The organism is Pseudomonas sp. PONIH3 (assembly GCF_002934345.1).
Taxonomy (GTDB): Bacteria; Pseudomonadota; Gammaproteobacteria; order Pseudomonadales; family Pseudomonadaceae; genus Aquipseudomonas; species Aquipseudomonas soli.
Genome location: NZ_CP026386.1, coordinates 2,014,251 through 2,036,524, shown reverse-complemented (window position 1 = coordinate 2,036,524; position 22,274 = coordinate 2,014,251). Strand labels below are relative to the sequence as shown.

Genomic DNA, 22,274 nt, shown 5'->3' with positions numbered 1-22,274 from the left:
CCCCACGTCTTCCAACCAGGCAGGCTTCAATCCACCCCGACGAACCCACCCGTCTGGTGATGCCACAGTCGCGCATACAGGCCACGCTGCGCCAATAGCTCGGTGTGGCTGCCACTCTCGACGATATGTCCCTTGTCCAGCACGATCAGCCGGTCCATGCGGGCGATGGTCGACAGGCGGTGTGCGATGGCTATGACCGTCTTGCCCTGCATCAGCGTCTCCAGGCTCTCCTGGATCGCCGCCTCCACCTCTGAGTCCAGCGCCGAGGTGGCCTCGTCCATGATCAGGATCGGCGCGTTCTTCAGCAGCACCCGGGCGATGGCGATGCGCTGGCGCTGGCCGCCGGAGAGCTTCACGCCGCGCTCGCCGACATGGGCGTCGAAGCCTGTACGGCCCTGGGCGTCGGACAACTGCGGTATGAATTCGTCGGCCCGCGCCCGGCGTACAGCCTCCCAGACTTCCTCGTCACTGGCATCCGGTCGGCCGTACAGCAGGTTGTCGCGAATCGAGCGGTGCAGCAGCGAAGTGTCCTGGGTGATCATGCCGATTTGCGCGCGCAGGCTGGCCTGGTTGACCTCGGCGATATCCTGGCCGTCGATGAGGATGCGCCCGCTGTCGATGTCGTACAGGCGCAGCAGCAGGTTGACCAGGGTAGATTTGCCGGCGCCGGACGGGCCGATCAGGCCGATCTTCTCGCCCGGGCGGATATCCAGGTTCAAGGCATCGATCACCTTGCCGCCCTTGCCGTAGTGGAAGTCGACATGGTCGAAGCGCACCGCGCCGCGACTGACCTTGAGTTCCGGCGCGTGGGGCTTGTCGCTGACGGTGACCGGCTGGGCGATGGTCTGCAGGCCGTCCTGGACCATGCCGATGTTCTCGAAGATGCCGTTGACCACCCACATGATCCAGCCGGACATGTTGACGATGCGGATCACCAGGCCGGTGGCCAGGGCGATGGCACCGACGCTGATCAGCGACTGGCTCCATAGCCACAGGGCAAGGCCTGTGGTTGCGACCACCAGCAGGCCGTTCAGCGAGGTGATGACCACGTCCATGCTGGTGATCACCCGCGAGGCCAGCTGGGTCTTCTCGGTCTGTTCGCTGATCGCCTCGCGGGCGTACTGCTGCTCGTAGTCGGTGTGGGCGAACAGCTTGAGCGTGGCGATGTTGGTGTAGCCATCGACGATGCGCCCCATCAGCTTGGAACGGGCGTCGGAGGAGATCACCGAGCGTTCCTTCACCCGCGGCACGAAGTAGTACAGCGCGCCGATATAGCAGGCGATCCACACCAGCAGCGGCAGCATCAGCCGCCAGTCGGCCTCGGCGAACAGCACCAGTGCGCTGATGGCATAGATCAGTACATGCCACAGCGCGTCCACCGCCTGCACCGCCGAATCGCGCAGGGAGTTGCCAGTCTGCATGATGCGCTGGGCGATGCGCCCGGCGAAGTCGCTCTGGAAGAAGTTCAGGCTCTGCTTGAGCACATAGGTGTGGTTCTGCCAGCGGATCAGGCTGGTCATGCCCGGGCTGATGGTCTGGTGCACCAGCAGGTCGTGCAGGCCAAAGAACACCGGCCGCAGCACCAGCACCACCACCAGCATCCAGATCAGCTCGCCACTGTGCTCGCTGAAGAAGTTGGCGTTGGGCGTGCCCTGGGCCAGGTCGATGATCCGGCTCAGGTAGCTGAACAGCGCCACCTCGATCAGTGAGGCGATCAGCCCGACGATCAGCAAGGCAACGAAGCTCGGCCAGACCTGGCGCAAATAATAGAGATAGAAGGGCCAGACCTTGCCGGGAGGCGCCTCGCTCGGCGCCTCGCGGAAGATGTCGATCAACTGCTCGAAACGACGGTACAGCATGGGTGACGACACTCCTGTTCGACCCGACTCACGTCCCTGTGCGGCGCGGGATCAATCGATGCGTTTGGCCGACTTGATGTAGACCGGATCCGCCGGCACATCGCGCATGCCTTTCTTGACGGTGGTCGGCGAGTTGACGATCTGGTCGACCACCTCCATGCCCTTGGTCACCTTGCCGAACACCGCGTAGCCACGGTCGCGGCCCGGGTTGAGGAAGTCGTTGTCGGCGACGTTGATGAAGAACTGGCTGGTGGCCGAGTTCGGGTCGGAGGTACGCGCCATGGACAGGGTGCCACGGGTGTTCTGCAGGCCGTTGCTGGCCTCGTTGCGGATCGGGTCCTGGGTGCTCTTCTGTACCATCTGGTCGGTGAAGCCACCGCCCTGGACCATGAAGCCCGGGATCACACGGTGGAAGATGGTGTTGTTGTAGAAGCCGCTGTCGACGTACTGGAGGAAGTTCTTGGTACTGATCGGCGCTTTTTCTGCGTTCAGTTCGATCTCGATCTTGCCGAAGCTGGTGACCAGCTCAACGTGCGGGGTCTTGTCGGAGGCCATGACGCTGGTGGCGAAGGCGACCGAGCAGGCGGTGAGCAGAAGTTTTTTCAGCATGGGCTCAATGATCCTTGAGAGGTGGAAGCGGCTGCGAGGAACTGCAGCAGGGTCTGGTTGAAGACCTCAGGTTGGTCCAGGGGCGTAGCGTGCCGCGAATCGTCGATGACCGCCAGTCTGGCGTTGGGCATCAGGGCGACGTAACGCTCCTTGAGTTGTATCGGTGTGTAATCGTGGTCGGCGGCGATCACCAGGGTGGGACAGCGGATCTGGCCGATGCGTTCCTGTACGCCCCAGTCGACGATGGCGTCGAAGCTTTTCAGGTACGCACGCTTGTCGTTGTGCGCCCAGCGTTCGGCCATCTTGCGCCGCAGTTCGGCCTGCTCCGGCTTGGGAAACAGCCGTTCGGCCAGGCCCTTGCCGACGGTCTCGACGCTGAGCAGGCGCGCCAGGCCCCAGCGCTTGAGCCACCAGATCCAGTCGCTGCGGGTGCGACGCTTGACCTCCGGGGCGCTGTTGACGATGCACAGGCTGCGCAGCCACTCGGGATGGTCGACGGCGAACTGGAAACCGAGCATGCCGCCCATGGACAGGCCGACGAAGTGCACCGGGCCGGTGTCCAGGTGACGGAGCAGGGCCAGGAGATCCTCGCTGAAGGTCTTTATCTGGTAGCCCGAGCGAGGCTTGGACGATTGCCCGTGGCCGCGGATGTCCATGAGGATAACCCGGTACTGGCGGGTGAGCTCGGGCACCTGCAGTTCCCAGTCCTGGCTGCTCGAACCCAGCCCGTGCAGCAGCACCAGGGGCTCGCCCTGACCGTGCTCCTCGTAATGCAGCATGCATCCTTGGTGTTCGAAAACGGCCATGGGCGCGGTCCTCTCAGGCTTGCGGGGGGGCTGCGAAGGGCACGTCCAGCGGCGCGGTGTCGAAATTGCGCAGCAATTCGATAAGGATCTGCGTGGCCGGGCCCAAGGTCTTTTCCTTGCTGGAGTAAAGGTAGAACAGTGGATGGCGGCTGCCACCCTGATCCAGCGGCAGGGGCTTGAGCACGCCTTCGCGCAGCTCGCGCTCGATCATGTGCCGGGGTAGCCAGGCAAAGCCCAGGCCGCTGCCGACGAAGGTCGCCGCGGTGCCCAGGCTGCCTACCGTCCAGCGCTGCTCGGCGCCTAGCCAGCCGACATCACGTGGCTGGGCCCGACCGGAGTCGCGGATCACCACCTGCAACTGGCTTTCCAGGTCCTGGAAGGTGATTTCGCGGCCCATGCGGTGCAGGGCATGCTCGGGGTGGGCGACGGCGATGAACTCCACCGGGCTCAGTTCGGTACCCAGGTAACCGCCGATGTTGAAGCTGCTGATGGCAAGGTCGGCGATGCCTTCGTGCAGTACTTCCTCGACCCCGGACAGCACCTCTTCGCGCAGGCGCACCCGACACCCGCGACTCTGCGGCATGAACGCTGCCAGGGCGCGCACCAGGCGGGCGCTGGGGTAGGCGGCGTCGACCACCAGGCGCACTTCGGCTTCCCAACCCTGCTCCATGTGATGGGCCAGGTCTTCCAGCTGGCTGGCCTGCTTGACCAGTTGCCGCGAACGGCGCAGCAGCACGCTGCCAGCTTCGGTCAGCACCGCCTTGCGCCCGTCGATGCGCAGCAGCGGCACGCCCAGTTGCTCCTGCATGCGCGCCACGGTGTAGCTCACCGACGATTGCGAGCGGTGCAGGGCCTCGGCGGCCTGGGCGAACCCGCCGTGGTCGACCACCGCCTGCAGGGTCCGCCACTGATCCAGGGTAACGCGCGGTGCTTTCATCCAGGGCTCCTGTTGTCCTAAGCTGCGCTCTTCCCAAGGAGAGCGCCCGTATGAAGAAATGTTGTGCGGCTTTGCTGTTGTGCCTGCCCCTAGGGGCCATGGCTTACCCGATCGACGTGGAGAAGGAGCTGACCGGGGTCAAGGTCGACTACACCGCCTACGACACGGCCTATGACATCGGCTCGATCAGCCTCAACAACTATGGGCAGGTGCCGGCGGCGTGCAAGGTCACTTTCCGCAACGGCCCTGAGGCACCGAGGGTGCGCCGGGTCAACGTGCCTGCGGGCAGAAGCGTGGATGTCACCGCGAAGTTCAACCGGCAGATCATCAAACTGCGCATCGTGCTCGACTGCAAAGCGGAATAAAACAGGTTAATCGATAGGTTGATCCCACTTTTTACGCTTTTTTATCGATAGGTCAACCTCTAATCTCACCTCCATCGAATCGCCACCCTTACCGCCGATGGAGGCACACATGTCCCGCGTACTGATCATCGAAAGCAGCGCCCGCCAGCAGGATTCCGTTTCTCGCCAACTGACCCTGGATTTCATCCAGCAATGGCAAGCGGCGCATCCGGCCGACGAGATCACGGTGCGCGACCTGGCGGTGAACCCCGTGCCGCACCTGGACGCCAACTTGCTCGGCGGCTGGATGAAACCCGAGGAGCAGCGCAGCGCCACAGAGCGTGAGGCACTGGAGCGCTCCAACGCGCTGACCGACGAGTTGCTGGCCGCCGACGTGCTGGTGATGGCCGCGCCGATGTACAACTTCACCATCCCCAGCACCCTGAAGGCCTGGCTGGACCACGTGCTGCGCGCCGGCATCACCTTCAAGTACACCCCGACCGGCCCACAGGGCTTGCTCAATGGCAAGCGCGCCATCGTGCTGACCGCCCGCGGCGGTATCCATGCCGGTGCCAGCAGCGATCATCAGGAACCCTACCTGCGCCAGGTGATGGCCTTCATCGGTATCCACGATGTGGACTTCATCCATGCCGAAGGCCTGAACATGAGCGGCGAGTTCCACGAAAAGGGCCTGAACCAGGCCAAGGCCAGACTGGCCGCGGTGGCCTGAGCCGCGACGAATTCCCAACCCTGACACCTTGTTGCTCCTTTGGGTGTGCCTGCCCGGCCATAGAGATGGCCGGGCTTTTTTTGCTCGCAGAAAGTGCGCATCCTGTGCTGGCCTGATCGCCGACAAGCCAGCTCATCGATACAGCGCAGTCCTTGAAAATTGTGCGGTCGGTGTGGGAGCAGGCTTGCCGGCGATGGGCTGCGCAGCAGCCCCACAATCCCCATGGTTGAACTGCCCAGGCCCAACCCGCTAAGGTCCCCGCCTTGATCCACGAGGGCCAACCATGGGCTACCTGATAATCGTCGCGCTGATCCAGGCGTATTCCTTCAACCTGATCGGCGAATACCTGGCCGGCCACGTCGATAGCTATTTCGCCGTGCTGGCCCGCGTGCTGCTGGCAGGCTTGGTGTTCCTGCCACTGACCCGCTGGCGCCAGGTCGAGCCGCGCTTCATGCGCTCGATGCTGCTGATCGGCGCGCTGCAGTACGGCATCACCTATGTCTGCCTGTACCTCAGCTTCCGCGTGCTGACGGTGCCGGAGGTACTGCTGTTCACCATCCTCACCCCGTTGCATGTGACCTTGATCGAGGATGCCCTGAACCGCCGGTTCAATCCCTGGGCGCTGCTTGCCGCCCTGGTGGCAGTGGCCGGCGCGGCGGTAATCCGTTTCGACACGGTTACCGGCGAGTTCTTCATCGGTTTCCTGCTGCTGCAGCTGGCCAACTTCACCTATGCCGCCGGGCAGGTGCTGTACCGCCATCTGGTGGCCCGCCACCCCAGCGACCTGCCGCACTACCGCCGGTTCGGCTATTTCTACCTGGGCGCGTTGCTGGTGGTATTGCCGGCCTTCCTGCTGTTCGGCAATGCCCAGCACCTGCCGAGCACCGACACACAGTGGCTGGTGCTGCTGTTTCTCGGCCTGTGTCCGACTGCATTGGGGTTGTACTGGTGGAACAAGGGTGCCTGCCTGGTTTCCGGCGGCACTCTTGCGGTAATGAACAACCTGCATGTGCCGGTGGGCTTGCTGCTCAATCTGCTCATCTGGAACCAGGACGAGCCGCTGGGGCGCCTGGCCATTGGCGGTACGGTGATCCTGGCGTCGGTCTGGTTGAGCCGCTTGGGCGGTCCGCGTGCAGGGCTGCCGGGGACCGCCTCGTCGCGCTGAGATATCTGCGCAAGAGGCGCCCGCATGGGCGCCTTGGTCATTCACGCGGGCAATACCAAGGCAGGCTTTGCCCGGCCGGCGGTGACAGGCAAGATGGACGCAGGCGGCTCAAGATCGCCCGTACCGACAATGGATTTGCCTGACACTACAAGGAAGAGACCGTGAACCTTGACCTGACCGACCTGAAACTGTTCATCAAGATCGCCGAGTCCCCCAGCCTGACCCAGGGGGCCAAGCGTGCATGCCTCTCGCCAGGGGCCGCCAGCATGCGCATCAAGTCGATGGAAAACGAGCTTGGGGAGGGGCTTTTTCATCGCCAGCACAAAGGGCTGGTGCTGACCCTGGCAGGTCAGCGGTTGTTGATCCATGCCCGCAAGATCCTGCGCCAGCTCGAAGTGCTCAAGGCCGAATTCGACCACCGTGAAGAGGCTGACGGGGCAAGCATGCGCATGTATGTCGCAGGCTTCAGCGCATTCGAGTCGACCCAGCGCCGGTTGGTGCGCTATCTCGCCGATCACGCCAATGTCGCCATCGACCTGCAGCAACGCACGGCCGGGGATATCGTGCGCGGCATTCGCGAGGGCGCCGTTGACATGGGCGTGGTGGTCGGCAGCGACCCTGTCGAGGGGTGCGCCTCGATCACCCTGCCGGTGCTCAACTATGTCGCGGTGCTGCCCAGGCATCACGCATTGGTTGCCAGCGCTTCATTGCGCCTGGGCGATGTGCTGCGCCACCCGCAGGTCGGGTTGGCGACCGACAGCACATTGTGCCGTCTGATCGAGCAGCAGGCCGATATCGATGGCATCGTGGCCCAGTTCAGGATCAAGGTGTCCGGGGCCGAGTCGCTATGCCGGATGATCGCCGAAGGAGTCGGTATCGGTATCGCATCGGATGCGGCGGTGCAGCCCTATCTCGATGTCTGTGGCCTGGTGGCCCGACGCCTCGATGAAACCTGGGCGCGCCAGCAGCACATGATGCTGGTCAGGCATTTCGAACGCATGCCTCGGCATGTCACCGACCTGGTTTCCTACCTGAGCGCCGCCTGAACAAAACCGGCAAAGGGGCCGTGCAGCGGCCCCGATGGCGTGGTCATCGTGTACCGGGCACCAGGCTGAGGATTTCATCGATGGGCATGCAGGCCGGCTCGATTTCATAGGCCCGGTCGTGCTCGAGGATGCTGGTGGCGACCTGGCGCATGGCCGAGTAGGCGCCGCGCAGCATGTGGTTGGCGTAGATCACCGCATTGAAACCGGCATCGGCCAGGCACGAGAAGGTCAGTTGCGGATAGCTGGTCGGCACGCAGACCAGGGGTGTGTGCGGGTGGGTCTGCTTGAAGCGGCGGGCGAATTCGAGGATCTCCTCGCCTGTGCTCTTGCGGCTGTGGATCATGATGCCGTCGGCGCCGGCCTGGGTGTAGGCCCGACAGCGCGCGAGGGCGTCGTCAAGGCCTTTTTCCAGGATCAGGCTCTCGCAGCGGGCGAAGATCATCATCGAGCCTCCCAGGCGATGATGGGTGCCGACCCTGATCTTGTCGCAGAAGTGTTCGACGGTTTCCTGCTCCTGATGCACGCTCAGGCCCAACAGCGAGTTCTTTTTCAGCCCGCATTTGTCTTCGATGACTATCGCCGACACCCCGGCGCGGGCCAGCCATTGCACATGGATGGCGAAATGCTCGATCTTGCCGCCGGTGTCGGCGTCGTAGATCAGCGGCAGGTCGCAGACCGCGAGGATTTCGTTCAGCCGTTCCAGGCGGTCGCTGGGCGAGAGAATCTCGATGTCCGGCAGGCAGCGCTGGGTCGAGTCGGTCAGCGAGCTGGACCAGATGGCATCGTAGCCCAGGCTGGTGTCGCCGGCGCCGAGGCGCACGCTCTTGGCCAGCATGGCCGAGATCGGGCTGTGTGCCTCGAGTACCCGCAGGCAGGCTTTTTCACTGAGCAACTGCCGCAGGTCGATGCGTGCGTCACGCTTGATCACGTTCATATGCCTCATCCCTGTTGTGAGGTGTTCTTCAGGCGGCGAGCACCGACTCCATCTTGTTCAGGTGTTCGCAGGCTCTTTTCACGTATTCGCAGGACAGTGCCTCGATGCGGGTGTGGTCCAGTGCCTGGTGGGTGGCGCGGCAATAGAGTTCGAGGGCGCTGGTGGCATGGAAGAAATGCTGTGCCTCGACCGCGCCGCAATGCACGCTGAGGAACGAGGCGATGCGATGCGCCTCGCCCGCCGTCTTGCCTTGCGCCTCCTTGAGCCAGTCCTTCCACAGGGGCGTCATCACGTTGTACTCCCCGGTATTGAACAACTCGGTCATCGCCATCATCTCGATGGCCTCGACCAGTTGCGGGGCGAGCGGCCGCTTGCTGCCTACCCAGGTGGAGAATTCCTTGGTCACCGGGTTCAGGTAGCGGTCCTGCCGACGCCAGTCCTCCGAACCGCAGATGGCGGTGGCCATGCGCGCATACAGCTTGGAGTGGTGCGGGTGGCCGTGCATCTCGCCCAGGCCGATGTCCTCGACGATGATCTCGCCGCAGTGACGGGCGGCGTCCAGCAACAGCAGCCGCGCCTGGGGATCGTCGATGGCCTCGGACTCCTGCAGCAAACGCACGATGATGCTTGAAACTGCATGGGCGGCACCGTCCGGGCTGCGCCAGCCACAGAAGAAGGTGCACAGGCTTTCCCGTGACCAGGGCCTGGTGGTGATGCGCTGGTAGGTGTCGAGGTAACCTTCCAGCAGGTCGGCGTGCACCTCGAAGCCTTTTTTCAGGGCGCTGGCCAGCCGTTTGTCCTGCACATCGGTCAGGGCCTGGTCGACGAATGACAGCATGAAATCCGTTTTCTTCATGTCATGTTCTCGCGGGTGGTGGAAAGTCCGGGGTCAGGCAAGCGTTGCTATAAAGTCGGTGAAGCGTCTTAGGCCCTCCTCGAGGTCCTGCGGGCTTACCGAGTAGGACAGGCGCACGGCGCACGGGTCGCCATTGCTGCAGCCAGGCACCAGGGCGATGCGCGCCTCGGTCAGCAACAGCTCGCAGAGGTGGCTGGCGTCGCGGATCGCCTCGCCCTGGTAGCGTTTGCCGAGCAGGCGGGTGATATCCAGGTAGAGGTAGAACGCGCCCTGCGGTGGCGAAAAGCGGATGGACTCGAGCTTCCCAAGCAGCGCCGTGGCGATAGCCAGCTGCCGATCAAGCTGGGCATTGACCTCCGCACCGAACTGCCGCGCACCGTCGCCATGCAGTGCGTTGAGCGCCGCGTACTGGGCCAGGCTGCTGGGATTGGAGGTGGTGTGGGCCTGCAGGTTGTGCATGGCCGTGATCACCGCCTTCGGCGCACAGGCATAGCCCAGGCGCCAGCCGGTGACCGCCTGGCTCTTGGAGAACGAGTCGATGATGATGGTCGAGGCCTTGAGCTCGGGCAGCAGTGCGACCAGGTTGTGATGTTGCTGGCCATCGCGCAGCAGGCTGCGGTAGCACTCGTCGAAGATCACCCAGAGCTTGTGTTTCAGGGCCAGCTCACCGATGGCGACCAGTTCCCGCGGGTCATAGACCACCCCGGTGGGGTTGTTGGGGGTGTTGATGATGATCGCTTTGCTGCGCGGCGACACGGCGGCCTTGACCGCCGCGCCGCGCAGGCTGTGGTTGTCGCCTTTGGTGTCGACGAACACCGGACGGGCGCCGGTCAGTTCGACCTGGGTGGGGAAGGTCTCCCAGTAGGGCCGCGGGATGATCACTTCATCACCCGGATCGAGCAGTACCATGGCGCTGTTGAACAGGGCTTGCTTGGCACCACTGGACACCGCGATCTCATCGGCGTCGTAGTCGACGCCCAGGCGCTGGCTGACGCTGCTGGCCAGGGCCTGACGCAGCCGCGGATTGCCCAGTGGCGGGGTGTAGCGGTTCCACTGTTCGTGGACCGCCGCGATGGCGCCTTGGCGCATGTCCGGGGCGGCGTCGCTGGACAGCTCGCCGGCGGCGAAGTTGATCACCTTGATGCCGGCGTCACGCAGGGCGTTGGCCTTGCTGCGCATGCTCGAGGTGCCGGGCGCGCTGATACGCGCGGATCGTTGCGACAGTCCGTTGCTCATGGTTCACGTCCTTGTTGTTCTCGATCTGGACCGATGTTGCGGATCAGCGGCGCGGCAGTCCCTTCATGCCGTTGTAGATCACCAGGCACAGCGGCAAGGTCAGCAGCAGCACGCAGGCCAGCACCACCAGGCCTTCGGTGACGCCGGCCTGGTCGGATATCGCGCCGATCAGCACCGGGGCGAGGGCGCCACCCCCAACGGTGCCGGTGTAGAACCAGGCGAATACCCGGTCGCGCCGCTCCCGTGGGGCGAAATCCGGAACCAGGCCGCCAAGCACCGATGAGGTGCCGTTGAGCGCCACGCCGATCAGCGGCATCACCAGCATCAGGGGGCCATAGGGCAATACCAATGCCAGCAGGATCAGCAGCGCGGTCAGCACTTCCGTGCAGATCACCGTGCGCACCGGCCCCAGGCGCGCGCCCAGGTAGCCGCAAAACAGCTTGCCGAAGGCGCCGCCGATGAACAGCAGGGCCAGGGCCAGACCAATGTGCTCGGTGCTGGCGCCCTTGCTCTGCAGCAGGAACGGCAGGAAAGTCAGAAAGCCCATGCGTACGCCGCTGTCGATGCTGCCGGTGGCGATCAGCGCCATCAGGCCGGCTGGGGTACCGGTCGCGTCGGCGACCTTGGTCTTCTTGCTGGCGGCTTCGTGCGCCTGGCTCTTCGGCATCAGCCACCACAAGGCGAAGGCGGCGGCGATGCCGAGCATGCCGAGCAGGGTGGCATTGGTCTGCCAGGAGATGTAGACCAGCACCACCCCGGTCAGGCCGGGGATGACCGCCTTGCCGATATCCCCGGCGAAGTTGTACTGGGCCAGTGCCTGCTTGACCCGCCCGCTGCCCTCGTAGGCGTCGGAGACCAGCGCCGAAGCCAGCGGGTGCTGGGTGCTGGCGCCAAGGCCACCGATCATGAGCGCCAGCAGCAGTAGATTGATGTCCGTGGCCTGGGCCGCCAGCAGGTAGGCGAAGCCCGCTAGGGCAGTGCCCCTGACAAGCAGGGTTTCGCGGCCCCATTTGCGCGCGCCGCGGCTGGCCAGCAACTGGAAGCCGGCCATCATCCCGGCGTAGGCGCCGCGCAGCAGGCCGACCTGGGCATAGCTCAGGCCGAAGGCCGCCTGCCAGATAGGCAGCAGCACATAGATTACGTCGGTCAGGCCATCGTGCACGCCATGGGCCAGGCTGCCAGCGGCCAATGCCTTGCGGCGGTCGGCCGGGTCGCTGCGGTCCGGTTCGTCGAGTGGTTTTTCCAGGGAGATGTCCTGACGCATCGCTTGCTCGCAGTCCTTTGTCCGATACCGTGCCGCCTGTCATTGGGGCGACCTGTTCGCTGCAGGTTAGGAGAAGCGGGGAGAGGCGGGTATTCGTATTTCTCGAAGGTTGGCGTTTAATAATTCTGAAATACTTGTAACTAATTGTTTCTTTATGATTTGTGATAACACAAGTTCATTGTGCACAGCTGAAAAACTTTCCGTTCGTCAGCGATTCGTGGGGCGGGCTTGCCCCCGCGATGGCCGTATCAGCCTTTTCGCGGGGCAAGCCCGATCCTACGCCCGCCCAAGATCAGGCCTCGTCGAATGCCCGCATCGAGGTCACCAAAGGCGGCCTGGCCGCTAGCCCCGCACGCATGTCATTACCACTGGGCTGCTGATAAAGGCTCAGCCCGAACTCCGGTAGCACGGCCAACAGGTAGTCGAAGATATCGCCCTGGATGCGCTCGTATTCGGCCCACACCGTGGTGGTGGTGAAGCAGTAGATCTCCAGCGGCACGCCTTCGGCGGTGGTCTGCATCTGGCGGACCATGCAGGTCATGTTCGGGTGCACGTTGGGGTGGCTCTTCAGGTACGCCAGGGCGAAGGCGCGGAAGGTACCGATATTGGTCAACTGTCGGCGGTTGGCCGACAGCCCGGCGTTGTGGCCCTGGGCTTCGTTCCATTCACGCAGCTCCTGGCGCTTGCCGGCCAGGTAGTCGCCGAGCAGACGCACCTGGCCCAGGCGCTGTTCTTCTTCCTGGGTCAGGAAACGTACGCCCGCGGCATCGATGAACAAGCTGCGCTTGATCCGCCGTCCGCCGGACTGCTGCATGCCGCGGTAGTTGCGGAACGCCTCGCTCATCAGGCGCCAGGTGGGAATGGAGACAATGGTCTTGTCGAAGTTCTGCACCTTGACCGTGTGCAGGGTGATGTCGACCACGTCGCCGTCGGCGCCGGCCTGGGGCATCTCGATCCAGTCGCCGACATGCAGCATGTCGTTGCTGGTCAGTTGCACGCTGGCGACGAACGACAGCAGGGTGTCTTGACAATCCAAAGAGGGGATAGTGTGGACACCCCGGAAGGCCCCGATTTCACTGGGCATGCCCTGCATTTGTCCCTGTCCATATGGACAGCAGGATGATATGGACACCTCCAGGTGCCTGTACCCTCATACCTATCCCTTTGCGCCGACCAGCAATCGGACTAGATGCCCATCGCTCGTGGGATAGATTATGTACAGGGGGCCTGAGCACACCCAAGCACCAGCCGACCCTCAGCGCAGCTCCTGGCCAAAACTGAGCGAGCTCGAACACCGTTTTCAGAACTGCCGTCTGCCAGCGAGGAAATCTGCAACCTCGGTGTGCCGCTGGCCATGTGAAGGCCGGAGCGCCCGAGCGTTTCCTGCTCAGACGATCATTTCTACAGCCCAGACCCAATCCCCAACCCACATACCCAGGAGGCACTCAGGTTGAGGATGCCGACTCCAATTCCTCGATCCGCATTCTGAGTCGATGATTCTCAAACTGGATGGAAACCAGCTTCTGAAGCGTCTTCTGATAGAGCTCACTCTTCCGAACCGCTGTGTCATTAAGGCGTTGGGTCTTAGGCTTGGCGGCTGGCTTCTTACTCTTCAGAATCGGCGCCGCCTGGGCGCTGCGTTGCTGAGCTGCCGTGTCATCAATTAACTTCACTAAGGCGGCTTGACTTGAGCGCCCCCTCTTTATCGAGCCTCTCTTTCTCCCAGCACCTAGCGCTACAGAGTCGAGGTTGATCTCTCTGCCTTCAAGCACAAGCCGATCGAGCGCCTCAATATAGTGACTATTGCTAACCAACTTAATCCTCCAGAAGTTCGCCGTATCCGGCTTTATTGACTGCAGCGGTGATGCTCGATATCTCCGAGATGATTTGTTCACGGAACGGGCTATTTTCTGGAAGATGGATCAATGCTTTCCTATGGGTCGTTATCGCTTTATTGATCTTGGGCATAGATTTCGCACTAAGTATTGAATGGCTGCAGTCAACGCAAGGGGTCAGATTTGTAAACTTGATGAGGGCACACGGGTTGGGGTTCGTGCAGCCGCCTGCAGGGCCTTCTTTGTAAACCATTTCGCCCCGCTCAAATTTTTGCTTAGTGAACTTCCTGTCGGTGGTTATTATCAGCGGTTTACCTCGATTCTCAGCAACTTGGATTCGGTTTCCCTCCCCGCCCCAGAGAGGGGACGAGGAATTGATAACATCTGCTTCGTAAAGCTCGTACTGCCTGAGCTTGATTTGATTATCTATGTCATCAATGAGCAGCTTTTGTTCGGGGTCGATGACAAAGTTGATAGCGAAAGTACTCCCGTGTCGATAGTACGATGTCATAAATTCAGTTAGGTGTTTGTACTGAAGTGCCATGGAACCTAACGAAACCATTCCTGATCTAGCTGCATAGACTGCAAGAGACCGCCTGCATTGATGGGTTTTCAGGGGCCAAGGTTTGCCTACCACCAATCCCGGTATCCCTCGCCAATCCGTAAATCCATCGAACATTTCTAACTCACGGATGTCGCTCTCGGTCACCAAAAACACTGGGTTTTTGCGCAGCGGAACTGAGATTTTAAATGAGGCCCTAATTGGAACCTCAAAGTGGAATGATTGAGTTACACTCTTCGTATGAGTTAGCATAGGGAAAAGCGGATACCGACTGTCTTCCAGTTGTGGATAGGAGTTTTTTATGCGAGCTATACTGCCGATGGCGATCGCCGCATCGAACGCTTTCTTCACTGCTGGTGAGGTGATCCAGGTAGTTGGGGTGTAGTTTTCCGATGCTCCTTTGTAGGTATTGCCCATAATGACCGGAATCTCTTGGCCATTTATTCGGATGGTTTGGAGGGCATTACATGCAAGCTTACTGACCTCGTCGTCACGCATGCCAGAAAAAATATGTATCCAGAACTTTGCGATTGCAATGACTTCATTAAGGTAACCGTTCAGCTTGGCAAGATTGGTTATGCCGAGGTTCAACAGGTCATCGCTCAAACCTAAGCAGGTCATCGCCGCTTTCCAGTGATCAATTTTCTTGCCAGTGGGTGGGTTGCTGAGCGGATAGCCGTACTCTGGCTCATCTTGACGACGGCGGTAGAACTCGATGATTTTGGCGCTCATGGAGTTAAAGGTGTCGAGATTTACTGCGAATTCGTTAATAATCGCTGCGTAGATGCGGGATGGGATTAACCAAGTCTGTTCGCGACGATCAGTTTCGGGGAACATTGACTGTAGAATGCCTTCAGCTCGCATGGACAGGCCTTCCAAAATGCAAGGCCGGAGTGTTGAGACGTTTTACTTATAATATTTATGTCACGAAGCAGTCTGACAAAAAGATCGGCTGTGGAGTGCTTAGGGGTCGCGGCGATGGCTCTTAAGATTTTTGCCTCGTGGCGTTGCTGTGTGATGAGCTCTTTTATAGTTATGCTATTGGACAGTGCCATGGCGGCGAGTGACCGCAGGGCATGTACGGCCACGCTTTGTACTTTTCTAGCCTTCGGGAATAAATAAAGTCTTGAAAACTGTATAGTTTTCATTTCACGTTGAATGGCTTCGTACAATGGTGACGTATTATCACTATGCCAGCCAATAAAAGAGTAGGTAATGTTATAGGTGGAATACGCTCCCATCCGCCATACGTCATGCTCATATAAGCTCAGCGGCTTCCCATCAGTGTCTCGTGATATGATAAAATCTGGTGGGGTCGAGAGTTTCCCCTCTGATGGAACATAATTCTGAGGCGGGTAGTTTCTTTGCGTGGGGCTGAGGCGCAGTCGTTCTTCAATATTCATGATACGTAGCCCATATAAACAAGTGCGTCTAGATGAGTTGCCCAGAACGGGTCAAGTTCACCGCTACTTACTTGCTCTTCAACTTGTTTGATCAATGACGGGTTATCAATTTGTTCTGTAACTAGGCCGATAATCTCATTAATCCGGTACTGGAGAGGGTGCATATTTTCCGTCCATCTGTCTGAATCATAATGCGGTTGGCTGGCTTCAATAATAAATTTAATGGAGAGAAGGCGCTTGAGGTCTGTAACGTCAGCATGAACGGCATAGTGCTGACAGAAAACACAATATTCTGGTTCACGGCATGACGGTGTTGGCGACAAGCTCGTGAAGCCTGATGCCAATGTGGGTTCTCTTGCTGCAGATAGGCAGGAGCCGCCCGGAATCGTTAACGCGTCTGGTTCTGCTTCAATGATTTTCACCGGAATAACATTCTGATTCCGTCCTCGTGCCAAGGCAGCGCCCTGCATGGCATCGAAGAACGCGCTGAACTCTTGAGCCAGATCTTCTAGGGATGGACGACCGTAATGGCTTTCAACGGTGCGTACGGTATTGCCGAGCTTCTGTGCAGTTAGCAAAGTGTCGCCATTACTTAACTTTAAGTATTGATAGCTGACATTCTTCCTGTACTCCATAGGCGTGACCCAGCGCACATTAGGCATCAGCTTGTTAAGTAACGACTTATAAGCCTGTAAGTGGGCGGCTAGGATGGTGGAGTATCTACCGTCTCGCTTAGGGAATGGAAAAAGGAGAGGGGATTCATCAGAGCCCAAAAGCCAACGACGCAATTCCAGAATTTTGTTATAGGTGCTGCTGTACCTGGCGCCGAATTCAGGAGATACCGCCTTTCCGTTCGCCCTGCCTTTTATACCCAGCATACGCATGCCTTTGGAGGTTGGAAGCGGTTTGAAGTCTGTTGGCTCAACTTCTGCAATAACAGACGAGTTGCTGCCAGTCGCTGCAATCAAACTGGTGAAGCCCGCAGCCATCGCCATGATTACAAGGTTTCTTGAACGGTATAAGTTTCGGTTCGCGGAATTTGAGTCGGTTACCTTCTTTTTCAGAGCTGAATAGGCAAGTGCTTTGTCTCGGTCGCTAAGTCGAGAAAGATCGGCGCTGGCTGAGGTCAACACATCCAACGGCGGGAGCGTCGGATACTTTCTCAGCTCTTCATACATCAATTGCACGTTGTGAGTTTTTCGATAACCGATTTCGTCATGAAGGTAATATGGTTCTCCCAGCGCTGGGGTCAGCATGAGGGGGTAGGGCTCATTATTCACAATGACCCGGTGAACTTCGTCTAAGAAATTTATGTGTGCGGCGAAACAGATATCTTGCTCATCTGAAGAAGGTTTATCGGATTTTACAATGCCTGGCTTGCTTTTATTTAATTTGGTGGCCCATGATTTTATTATGCGCAGTTCTTCCCCTGTTATGATTGAGATAAGTTTGGCCACAGCTTTCTGCTGGTTTGTCGCCACAGTTGCTGTGATGCGGTTGCCGCTCCTGGGGGTAGCCTGTGTTCTTTGAATTAAATGAGTTGTATAGCCTATGTATGCCATCTTCAGGTCATTTATATCATCGAGGCTTATGTTGTCGTAGTTGGCGTCAATCCAGGTGAAGAAAAGATTGAACCAGTGCCGATGGGTCTTTGCGGTTTCTAGATTTTGGCCTCGAATGAATTCGATGACTATGCGAGCGATCTTAAGTCGGTGGATATCCAGACTATTTGGATCGACCTTGTCGCCGATTTGACCGCTAGAACCGTGCGCACGCTTCTTATAGCAGAATGACGATACATCCAAGTTGTGTACAACAAAATTTGTTCTATGTACATGTTGGAAAACTACCGAGTCAGGGATCAGAATGGTAGTAGTAACGTCCGAGAGATCGATGATCGTGACGTTCCTGGGCCGTAAGACTGGATCATCAGCGGTGCTCATTCACTACGGCCCCGGACAACATGCGAAAAAAGCTTAGATTCGAATTGGTCTTGCACATGGTTTTTCCACTCAATTCTCGACCTATAGTTTAGGTATTGGAGTGTAATCTCTTTATTGCGGTGTCCCATGCGTTGCTGGACTAGTTCCAGAATCGCGGTTATGGGTTTGCGGTCAGGTCTATCAAGCTCGTCTTCTAGTAGGTTCATGCCAAAAGTCGCCCGCAGATCGTGGAACTTAAATCTTTCAAAGCCTGGAGATGCTTTTTGAATATCCCGAATAAGGGTTTGCAGGAACTGACGAACCGCTTCTCCCTCAGTGTGTGAATAGGGTTGGCCAAAATTTGAGCTGTTCGGGTCTCCCGTGAGGCGTTCTTTCATTTCCTGTTTGCTTGTATAGAAGGGTGTTCCTTTGCTGGTAAGGAATATGTAATTTGATTCGGTATCTCCGTAGTAGGAAGACTCGCGCCTTCCTTGTGCAATACTGCATCGAATATAAATCTTGAGATCATCTACCAACCATCCAGGGATTATGATTGTCATGCGCGCCTTTTTCTTTGTGTCGATGCCAGTCCCTGCACCTACTGGAAGTCTGAGATTACCTTCGTAGTCCAGTTGCCTATTAAGATCGCAGATCCTGATAGTGCTGAGTGTCTGCAATCGGGCACCAGTGAAAATCGCAAGGTAGAAGAGTAACTGATAGGCCCGGTCGCACTTCTTGAGCGCCTTTAACAAAACCATCTGCTCATGCATGGTTAGAGGTTTCGTCTTGCCGTCATCGTAAATGAAGTCAGGATCTGGTAAAGGCTTGGATCCCTGTAGAGCCAAGTCTGACGATGAGACGGTGATAAACGTCTTCAAGCCAAAATCTGTGGTGGTTTCTATATATCTAATGACCTCTTCGTAAGGGGCCTCCACTATAAGTTCAGAGTCGATTAGCTTGAACTTAATAATATTTTTGTAGAAGCGGTGGATGCCGCTCATCCTTTTCTTTCCAGTGTCAAGCGTCATTCGGCCTGAGTCGATTTCGCCTTCAATATGCTTCTTGAATCGATAGGTTGCTTTGAGTTGTTTTAGTTTTGGGAAGTGCAGGTAGTCTATGTTTTCCGAATCCAAGAATCTTCGGTAATCCAAAAGATGGTCGGCGATGGATGCATAAGTACGGTGGTTGTAATTGAGAGTATGGTGATATTTATGTATCAAATAAAGGTTGGCAATATCCCAAGGTTGCCCCTCGCTATCTAGCAATACTGGGAAGTTGTAGAGTATTTCGTTGTTCGTGAGCTCCAGGTTTAAATCGGAACTGATCGAAGTTGCTGCCGAGTAAGGAGTTCCATAGTTTGGGGTGAGAACCTGGAATCTCTCGATCTTAGTAACTTGGGCTTCGGAGCTTTTTCCAGGGCGAGCGGATGAATTTCTGTCCAAGACTAGTCGGCTTTGCAGTGGGATTTGTTTGGAGGCTATCCGGATCTTTCAACGACGTCTAGAGTTTTTTTGAAACGTCAATATATACATAAAATGATGTTTGTGCGTCACGTAATATATGCGCCGGTTAAATGCTGTTTATTACTATATTGAATTTCTTCGATTACTTCCTCGCACGCCTTGCTGTGCATGGCATGCACCTGATTGTTATGAATTTTGATCAGTTCGAAATTTCAGGTCGATTTACAATACATGGCTAAAACACCTCCAATGCTGGTTAGCTGTCCGATGGCAGGCAAGCGGTCAACGCGAGCGTTGGGGACTGCGCGGTGTGCTGTTTCTGTCGCCCGCTTCTGTGGATAACGCCATCAGAGGGGGGCAGGTATCGGCGCGCTATTGCACATTATCGTAAGCGTTACTGTACGGGAGCTGGTAGTTGGCCGATGATGGGGTGCATGTGTTCAGAGTGTTGTCTTAAGGGGCATCTGCAGCCTGGCTAGACCCGCATACCGAACCCAGAATTCAAAAAGTTGATATTGGGTGAAAGCTTAACTGGATGATTATGCCCAGGATCCGGTTATGCTTAGAGCGAAACTATGAAGCGTTAATTTGAGTGCGCATGAAAAACAATCGGTCTTAAGGTTGGCGTATCGAACCTTTCAAGATCGTTCTGGGCTCTGTGTGAAAAGCCTTGATACTCGGTAATGCTGCGTTGAAAACAGCCTCGGGATGCCCATTTACAATACGTAAACTCCGCTTCCTCGGCTGTTTTCGCCTTGCCTGACCTTCGTATCAATATTTTTCACGCAGACCCTAGCAAACACTGTTACTCCAGATGTATCGAGATTTATGGGCAAAAGTAGATTGGCGATGTGTTTGCCGGGCAACTTAACGGCCATTAGCGCTCTAGAACTCTCTCGCTGCCGGTAAGTTCTGAGTAGCGGAAAATAAGTTTTGCGGAACTTGGCTCAGTATCCTTGGACTTCCCTTGAAAGGCAGCCAACTCATCTCACGCGTCCGGCAACGGTGGTTCGAGCTTGTCGAGATTCGTCTGCAGGTCTCAGCCCCTCAGCCCCTCAGTCGGTGAGGAATGTAAACTGGCGCGACGGGGGGAAGGCTTTGATCTCGACGATGCCATACGCTGCTTTCATCACTCGTGCCAAGTGCGTTGGACGATTGTCCCGGTCTCGGTCAAACAGAGGCCGACATGTCTAAAACAGAGGCTGACATGTCTAAAACAGAGGCCGACAAGTCTCAAACAGAGGCCGGCATGTCTCAAACACAGAAATGACCATTCACCTGGATCGTCTTCCTCCGGCTTAGCAACCCAGCGGTTTACGTCTTCACCGATCCTATTAGGCCCGCTGTCAGCTGTCAGCTTTCAGTAGGAGCTGACCGCTCCCACAGAAATCCCACCGTTGAACGGCTTATCCCCAACCGCCGCGCTGTTTCGGCCTTACTCAAACCAGCGTCTTTGCATTCAAGTACTTTTCGCAGCTTGACGACATCGGCTGGTCGCGCCGGAGGTCGTTTCAGGATTGTCATGCCGGCGAGGTGAGCCTTGATGTCGTCAGCGCTGACCTTGAGTTCAAGCGCCCCCAATTCTTCGGTCGCAATCGCGAGGACATCGGTGGCGGAGGTCTCGTCGCGTGTCGATACAACGAGCGCCATGAGCGACACAGGGGACAGGCCGAGTGCCTCGGCCAGCTCTGCGAACTTCTCGATCGTCGGATTGCTGTCGGCGTTTTCGATCCTGCTCAGGTAAGTGCGGGAGGCTGCGTGAGCGAGGTTCTCCTGCGTGAAGCCCAGGCTCTCCCGAAGCGCTCGAACGACTGCGGCTAACGCTTGCTTCAACAAGGCGACGTCCTCAAAAAGCGAGGATGTAGCCATGTTGGCGTGTACAGTTACACGCCATATAATGTATAGAACTGTCGATTACTGAGCCAGGGCTATCGGTTGCGCTGATTGGGGCACTCGCCTATGAGGCTCCGAAGCGCCACTGACGCAGCCGGCGAAGCCGTCGTTTGGGATGAGGGGAGGCGGCATGGCTCCGGCAGAGGCTGCAGGAGTTCACTCAATAAATTGCTAAATCGCATCGCGTCTTGGCGATCTGTCGATCGTAGAAAAACGGTGCAGCTGGCTCTCCACCCTCAGTGGTTTATCAATTGTCGAGATCGAAGTAGATGTCTATTTGTGAGTGGGCGCGCAGCGTCCAGGGAGCTAAGGGTCAACAGAGCGCCGGGCAAGGCTTGCCCTGTGAGGTCGTCCTGGCCCAGAGCATCGACTGGTCGGTACACATTGACGCATACCTATTCAGTGCTGCCAGGGTGGGTGAGAGGTATGTCGCGCTCGTTTACGGCGACCAATCGGGGGTGTCCTCAAACGGTATGACTGTTGCTACGCCTCCATTGCGATGCGTCGCCGAGAGAGAGGGCTTCAAACTCATGCGCAGTGCCAAAGGAGATCACTACGTGATCACGAGCGAACAGGGCTCGTGACTGCCTATGGCCAGAGCATCACTCGTGGCGGGGCAAGGTGGTACAGGGAGTTGGCCTTGCCTCTTATCCAGTTGTGTGCCGCCTGAACCATTCCCTCAGGCTGCGTTGAGGTTCATGTGAATAGCTGCGCCTGCCGAAAACTAATGCCTTAAGGACGAAAAATGGCTGACCTCGAAAAGATAACAGTAATTATCAAAAATTATGACGTCCAAGCACTTGGCGATCTTGATGCGCTTTATAATCGCGTAAGGCTTGAAGATGCACAAGGCAACACGTTCTATTTTAAAGAGGTGGTTGTTCCGAAGTATCTAAAAGATCACGGGGCTATGGCGACTGAAGTCCCACGAACTTGGTATTTCAAAAGACTTTCAAAAAAGACCATCGTTGTTTTGGCTTTTGAAAACAAGAACGGGAAAGTCGAATACGACCTAGATGATATTCGTTTGATTGCAAGATCAACAGTGTTGAAAGGTGTAGTGTTTTCGCTTGCTTCAGTTCCAGCAGCTATTATTGCTGCTACTGCCACGTTTGGCATAGGGTTAGTGCTTCTCCCGATGGGGCTTTGGTACGGATACAGGAACATATTCAAGCTGCCCGCCATGCTGAGTCGTAAGACCCTTTTGAGCGATTTTGCGCAACACGGAATTGTAGTTCGCTGATCGCCATGCAACGTAGTGCCTCAGGTGATCCAGGTGCGGCCTCGAAGGCCGCTGACCTTGGCTCGATTCTGGTTCAGTATCAGCTCAAGAATCCGGAAGGGAGGAGCAGAGCGGACATCCGATGCTTCATAACACAGCCAAGCAGGCGGGATCTCCGCCTCTTGCCT

20 protein-coding genes and 1 pseudogene are annotated in these 22,274 nt (G+C 57.8%); 6 read left to right on the top strand and 15 right to left on the bottom strand.

Annotation, left to right across the window (positions count from 1 at the left end):
- Positions 1-26 precede the first annotated feature (26 nt).
- Genes C3F42_RS09225 through C3F42_RS09210 form a run of 4 tightly spaced genes read right to left on the bottom strand, consistent with a single transcriptional unit; the run spans position 27 to position 4,211 of the window.
- Positions 27-1,859 carry an ABC transporter ATP-binding protein gene (locus tag C3F42_RS09225; RefSeq protein ID WP_104444327.1) on the bottom strand — a complete coding sequence of 611 codons (1,833 nt, stop codon included), beginning with the start codon at positions 1,857-1,859 and terminating at the stop codon, positions 27-29.
- Between the two features lie 51 nt (positions 1,860-1,910).
- The gene (locus C3F42_RS09220) at positions 1,911-2,468 is read right to left on the bottom strand and encodes a peptidylprolyl isomerase (protein WP_050706800.1); all 558 of its coding nucleotides are present in this window, start codon (positions 2,466-2,468) and stop codon (positions 1,911-1,913) included.
- Complete coding sequence (locus tag C3F42_RS09215) at positions 2,462-3,274, bottom strand: alpha/beta fold hydrolase (RefSeq protein ID WP_104444326.1); 813 nt, start codon at positions 3,272-3,274, stop codon at positions 2,462-2,464. Before C3F42_RS09215 ends, C3F42_RS09220 begins: the two co-directional genes overlap by 7 nt.
- Positions 3,275-3,287: 13 nt before the next feature.
- Positions 3,288-4,211, bottom strand: coding sequence for a LysR family transcriptional regulator (locus tag C3F42_RS09210; protein WP_028693074.1), 924 nt, complete (start codon positions 4,209-4,211; stop codon positions 3,288-3,290).
- Between the two features lie 50 nt (positions 4,212-4,261).
- Here C3F42_RS09210 and C3F42_RS09205 point away from each other — a divergent pair, with 50 nt between their 5' ends.
- From C3F42_RS09205 to C3F42_RS09190, 4 genes are all read left to right on the top strand, one after another.
- Positions 4,262-4,576: a hypothetical protein gene (locus C3F42_RS09205; RefSeq protein ID WP_023629501.1), complete on the top strand. Its 315-nt coding sequence runs from the start codon at positions 4,262-4,264 to the stop codon at positions 4,574-4,576.
- Positions 4,577-4,685: 109 nt separating this feature from the next.
- Entirely contained in the window at positions 4,686-5,285 is a 600-nt protein-coding gene (locus C3F42_RS09200; RefSeq protein WP_023629502.1) for an FMN-dependent NADH-azoreductase, read from the top strand.
- Positions 5,286-5,568: 283 nt separating this feature from the next.
- The gene (locus C3F42_RS09195) at positions 5,569-6,450 is read left to right on the top strand and encodes a carboxylate/amino acid/amine transporter (protein WP_104444325.1); all 882 of its coding nucleotides are present in this window, start codon (positions 5,569-5,571) and stop codon (positions 6,448-6,450) included.
- Between the two features lie 161 nt (positions 6,451-6,611).
- Positions 6,612-7,496 (top strand): LysR family transcriptional regulator, encoded by an 885-nt coding sequence (locus C3F42_RS09190; RefSeq protein ID WP_023629504.1) that lies wholly within the window; start codon positions 6,612-6,614, stop codon positions 7,494-7,496.
- Positions 7,497-7,539: 43 nt separating this feature from the next.
- Here C3F42_RS09190 and aepX read toward each other — a convergent pair whose 3' ends face one another.
- From aepX to C3F42_RS09140, 11 genes and pseudogenes are all read right to left on the bottom strand, one after another.
- Positions 7,540-8,430, bottom strand: a complete 891-nt coding sequence (gene aepX / locus C3F42_RS09185) for a phosphoenolpyruvate mutase (RefSeq protein ID WP_023629505.1) — start codon at positions 8,428-8,430, stop codon at positions 7,540-7,542.
- Positions 8,431-8,458: 28 nt separating this feature from the next.
- Positions 8,459-9,286 carry a hypothetical protein gene (locus C3F42_RS09180; RefSeq protein ID WP_104444324.1) on the bottom strand — a complete coding sequence of 276 codons (828 nt, stop codon included), beginning with the start codon at positions 9,284-9,286 and terminating at the stop codon, positions 8,459-8,461.
- Between the two features lie 33 nt (positions 9,287-9,319).
- On the bottom strand, positions 9,320-10,522 hold the full coding sequence (locus tag C3F42_RS09175) for a pyridoxal phosphate-dependent aminotransferase (RefSeq protein ID WP_104444323.1): 1,203 nt from the start codon (positions 10,520-10,522) through the stop codon (positions 9,320-9,322).
- Positions 10,523-10,565: 43 nt separating this feature from the next.
- Complete coding sequence (locus C3F42_RS09170; RefSeq protein ID WP_094010020.1) at positions 10,566-11,786, bottom strand: MFS transporter; 1,221 nt, start codon at positions 11,784-11,786, stop codon at positions 10,566-10,568.
- Positions 11,787-12,078: 292 nt separating this feature from the next.
- Positions 12,079-12,813, bottom strand: a pseudogene (locus C3F42_RS09165) (mechanosensitive ion channel family protein); the annotation flags it as partial.
- Positions 12,814-13,231: 418 nt separating this feature from the next.
- On the bottom strand, positions 13,232-13,600 hold the full coding sequence (locus C3F42_RS09160; RefSeq protein WP_104444322.1) for a hypothetical protein: 369 nt from the start codon (positions 13,598-13,600) through the stop codon (positions 13,232-13,234).
- A gap of 1 nt (position 13,601) precedes the next feature.
- Complete coding sequence (locus C3F42_RS09155) at positions 13,602-15,047, bottom strand: hypothetical protein (protein ID WP_104444321.1); 1,446 nt, start codon at positions 15,045-15,047, stop codon at positions 13,602-13,604.
- Positions 14,981-15,586 carry a hypothetical protein gene (locus C3F42_RS29330; RefSeq protein ID WP_158659553.1) on the bottom strand — a complete coding sequence of 202 codons (606 nt, stop codon included), beginning with the start codon at positions 15,584-15,586 and terminating at the stop codon, positions 14,981-14,983. Before C3F42_RS29330 ends, C3F42_RS09155 begins: the two co-directional genes overlap by 67 nt.
- Positions 15,583-17,529, bottom strand: coding sequence for a hypothetical protein (locus C3F42_RS09150; RefSeq protein WP_104444320.1), 1,947 nt, complete (start codon positions 17,527-17,529; stop codon positions 15,583-15,585). The genes C3F42_RS29330 and C3F42_RS09150 overlap by 4 nt, the downstream gene beginning before the upstream one ends.
- Positions 17,526-18,950, bottom strand: coding sequence for a site-specific integrase (locus C3F42_RS09145; protein WP_158659552.1), 1,425 nt, complete (start codon positions 18,948-18,950; stop codon positions 17,526-17,528). The genes C3F42_RS09150 and C3F42_RS09145 overlap by 4 nt, the downstream gene beginning before the upstream one ends.
- A gap of 1,374 nt (positions 18,951-20,324) precedes the next feature.
- Complete coding sequence (locus C3F42_RS09140) at positions 20,325-20,807, bottom strand: helix-turn-helix domain-containing protein (protein ID WP_256586284.1); 483 nt, start codon at positions 20,805-20,807, stop codon at positions 20,325-20,327.
- 326 nt (positions 20,808-21,133) lie between these two features.
- Here C3F42_RS09140 and C3F42_RS29850 point away from each other — a divergent pair, with 326 nt between their 5' ends.
- Complete coding sequence (locus tag C3F42_RS29850; RefSeq protein WP_104444317.1) at positions 21,134-21,448, top strand: hypothetical protein; 315 nt, start codon at positions 21,134-21,136, stop codon at positions 21,446-21,448.
- Between the two features lie 161 nt (positions 21,449-21,609).
- Positions 21,610-22,107, top strand: coding sequence for a hypothetical protein (locus C3F42_RS09130; protein WP_104444316.1), 498 nt, complete (start codon positions 21,610-21,612; stop codon positions 22,105-22,107).
- Positions 22,108-22,274 lie beyond the last annotated feature (167 nt).